The 2,892-nt window shown below is 49.3% G+C and carries 6 protein-coding genes; all 6 read left to right on the forward strand.

What is annotated here, in order from left to right:
• On the forward strand, positions 1-291 hold a 291-nt coding region (locus ABMA70_RS15825; protein ID WP_393022343.1), incomplete at its 5' end, for a hypothetical protein.
• Complete coding sequence (locus ABMA70_RS15830; RefSeq protein ID WP_393022346.1) at positions 281-457, forward strand: hypothetical protein; 177 nt, start codon at positions 281-283, stop codon at positions 455-457. The genes ABMA70_RS15825 and ABMA70_RS15830, both read left to right, overlap by 11 nt.
• Before the next feature lie 318 nt (positions 458-775).
• Entirely contained in the window at positions 776-1,126 is a 351-nt protein-coding gene (locus tag ABMA70_RS15835; RefSeq protein WP_393022349.1) for a hypothetical protein, read from the forward strand.
• Positions 1,127-1,333: 207 nt separating this feature from the next.
• Positions 1,334-1,516 carry a hypothetical protein gene (locus ABMA70_RS15840; RefSeq protein ID WP_393022352.1) on the forward strand — a complete coding sequence of 61 codons (183 nt, stop codon included), beginning with the start codon at positions 1,334-1,336 and terminating at the stop codon, positions 1,514-1,516.
• 40 nt (positions 1,517-1,556) lie between these two features.
• Complete coding sequence (locus ABMA70_RS15845; protein WP_393022355.1) at positions 1,557-2,108, forward strand: hypothetical protein; 552 nt, start codon at positions 1,557-1,559, stop codon at positions 2,106-2,108.
• A gap of 419 nt (positions 2,109-2,527) precedes the next feature.
• A complete protein-coding gene (locus ABMA70_RS15850) occupies positions 2,528-2,821 on the forward strand; it encodes a hypothetical protein (protein ID WP_393022358.1) in 294 nt (97 codons plus the stop codon).
• Positions 2,822-2,892: the final 71 nt, after the last annotated feature.

Here is a 2,892-nt window from a genome sequence, read left to right on the forward strand (position 1 = left end):
CGCCTTGTGCACTGCTTGAGCAGACAGATACCTACGGGTGAGAAGTTCGTGTTCGTGTGCCACGACTTGAATGAGTGCAGTACACGAGCGCATCAATACGCACAGCTACTCAGCATCCTCGGCATCAAAGCTGAGATAAACCAGAAGCAATACTCATACACTGTAACGTATGACTTCAAGTACGACGGTGTTGATACTGGCGACAAAGCAGTAGCTGAGTTCCTATCCAGTGTAGGCATCTTCGGTATGCGCACTGGTCTAATCGTTGGAGATATTGACGATGAAATTTAAACATGCACATGCCGCCTGTAAGGGCGGTAAGGTCCATCGTGAACGCAACGTCACGTGGAAGACAGATGGTAATGGCAACACCAAAGAGACTATTACCCACGCTACAGTAGCAGCGGCTAAGCATTACATGCTGATGAACGCCCGTACCAAGGGAGAGAAGAAGTAATGGTCAATAAAGACTACGACCTGCTAAAGCAGTTGATGATAGGGCGACGCTTGGACCGTGCGCCCCATCGCATCACTCATGTGGCTACCCATGTAACCATGTGTATTGGTATCGGTTGTGATGACGTAGTGCACATCACTATGGACAAAGCGACAGCCGATAAGTTCTTCCCTGAGAATGTATCACCGGAGTTGAAAGATGATTGAAGTACAAGACGGCATCTACATCGGATGCGATGCAGACGTGGATGAGTTCTACGCTGACCATGAAGACGGCTACTGTATCCATGCAGCCAAAGAGCCATACCATCGCCGTGCAGTGGGCTACACTGGACGTGCTGCACCGAAGGACGACCCTGAGTATTTGGTTGCCCATCGTGATACGTTCACTGCATACAACCTAGTGGACTCACCTAAGCCTGAGTTCATCCCTCGCGCTATCTTCGACAGTGCGTTCGAGTTGATTGCTCACTTGCAGAGTGAAGGCAAGACAATCCTCATCAACTGTAACCAAGGTAAGTCACGCAGCGTAGGCATCTACCTATACTACTTCTGCCAAGTGAATGACCTACCACTCACGGCAGGTATCGACTACCTTGAAGACGTAGTGGGTATGGATGTAGAGCTAGGTGATGGGGTACTTGGTGCACTAACTGACTGGCTAGACTGATGGACGACCCAGTGCTTGAGGCTATACTAGAGGGGTTACAGGAAGGATGGACTCTACTTGCAGTCCCTCGTGCTTGGTTCGAGCATAAGCTTGAGGCTTCCAAACTAGACCTTGAGCCTGACGAAGAACCAGTAGCCTACGACAAGGATAGGAAGGTGATGTACGTCCTCCTATCTACATTCACTAGAGTACAGGAGTATTGTGAAAATGACTGACCTAAAGAAACGCACGGAAACACGCGAAGGTAAACGTCCTTGGGAACAGGGCTTCCAAGATGAGGAGTTCGAACAGAAGCAAGAGCGTCTGAAAGAACGTGAGGTTGACCCTAACATCATCAAGAACGAAGTCTTGCAGAAGGAAGACATGCGTCGCCGTGGCAAGAAAGACTAAGACATGGGGCTACGTGCCCCTTTCTTTGTAAGGAAATACTATGACAACTATCGCATTAGACTATGAGAATCGGTGCCTCGCAGCCGATGGGCGTGAGACAGACCACAATGGTTACATCTGCTCTGACCACGTAGAGAAAATCTACGAGATAGGCAACGGGGATGTTATCGCAGGGGCTGGTCCTTCTGCTGCTATCGAATACATAGTCAAGCACTGGGAAGACCGTGACCTGTTCGATTCCAACACTGACCTGTTAGGCTTGCTACTTAACTCAGACTCACGGCACGTGGCAGCGTTCGTGTACCTCAAAGAGTTCGACGCATTCTACGAGTACCACGTATCAGTGGAAGACGACGATGACATGCCTAATCCCGTGAACGTCTACATGGTAGAGCTTACCTATCCATATGCTATAGGCAGTGGTGCTCCATTCGCTATCGCAGCTATGGACTTTGGTTGCTCTATTGTGGCTGCTATCGAGTACGCTATGAAGCGTGACTCAAGTACAGGTGGTTATATCAGAACATGGAGTCCTGATGTTGAACAATTAGAGCCAGTGGATGCGGCTGTACTGCCCGACCATATGGGCTAGGAGGGGGAGATGAATGATAACATTATTCGCTTTTATGATGGCGTGGCTCCGAGCGGAGAGATTCGTTACGCAGCTAGACTACGGGATACGGTTGTTTGTGCAGAGTATCCAGATGAACCGATTAGCTTACGAGGTGTCGCACAGCTCCTCACGAAGCAGCTTGTCAAAGCACATATACTTGAGTCCATCAACTCTGAGCCTACGCAAGAACTCTATCAAGCGGTCCTCCACGTGGCTGACAGTGTGACAGTCCCGTCGAAGATTAAGTGGAACCACATGCGTGGTAAGCAGGAAAGCATCAGCGAGTTTGCTGACGCAGTGAAACGGAGAACCCACAAATGATTGTGTTTAAGTACCGAGTGTTTATGGAGCGAGGGGTACGCTACCTCGCCATGCTAGGTGATACCTACGCTGCTCATATGCACGACCCTGTGCAAAGTTACCGCACAGTGCCTGACGAGTATGTCGTCGCTCAACTGATGGAATGTATGCGTGCTAAGATGGAAGACGTTCTTATGCGTGAGATGAAAGTGAGAACTGACTATGACAAGTTGGCTATCCGCTCTCAAGTGATGAAGCCTGTTGATGTTAGCCTGTTCGAACTTGGCGAGTTCATGAGTGAGCCTCGTGCTGAGAGTATCATCAACGAGTATCGGAATGACCCACTACTACTGCATGAGGATGGGATTGAGGAGACTATCTTCCATGTATAAAAAGGGAGGAGCTATTGCTCCCCCTCATCCTTCTTACTTGCTGCCTTCTTCTTAGGCGCTGCTTTCTTTTT

Source organism: Halobacteriovorax sp. XZX-3 (assembly GCF_043196495.1).
In the GTDB taxonomy this organism is placed as follows: Bacteria; Bdellovibrionota; Bacteriovoracia; order Bacteriovoracales; family Bacteriovoracaceae; genus Halobacteriovorax_A.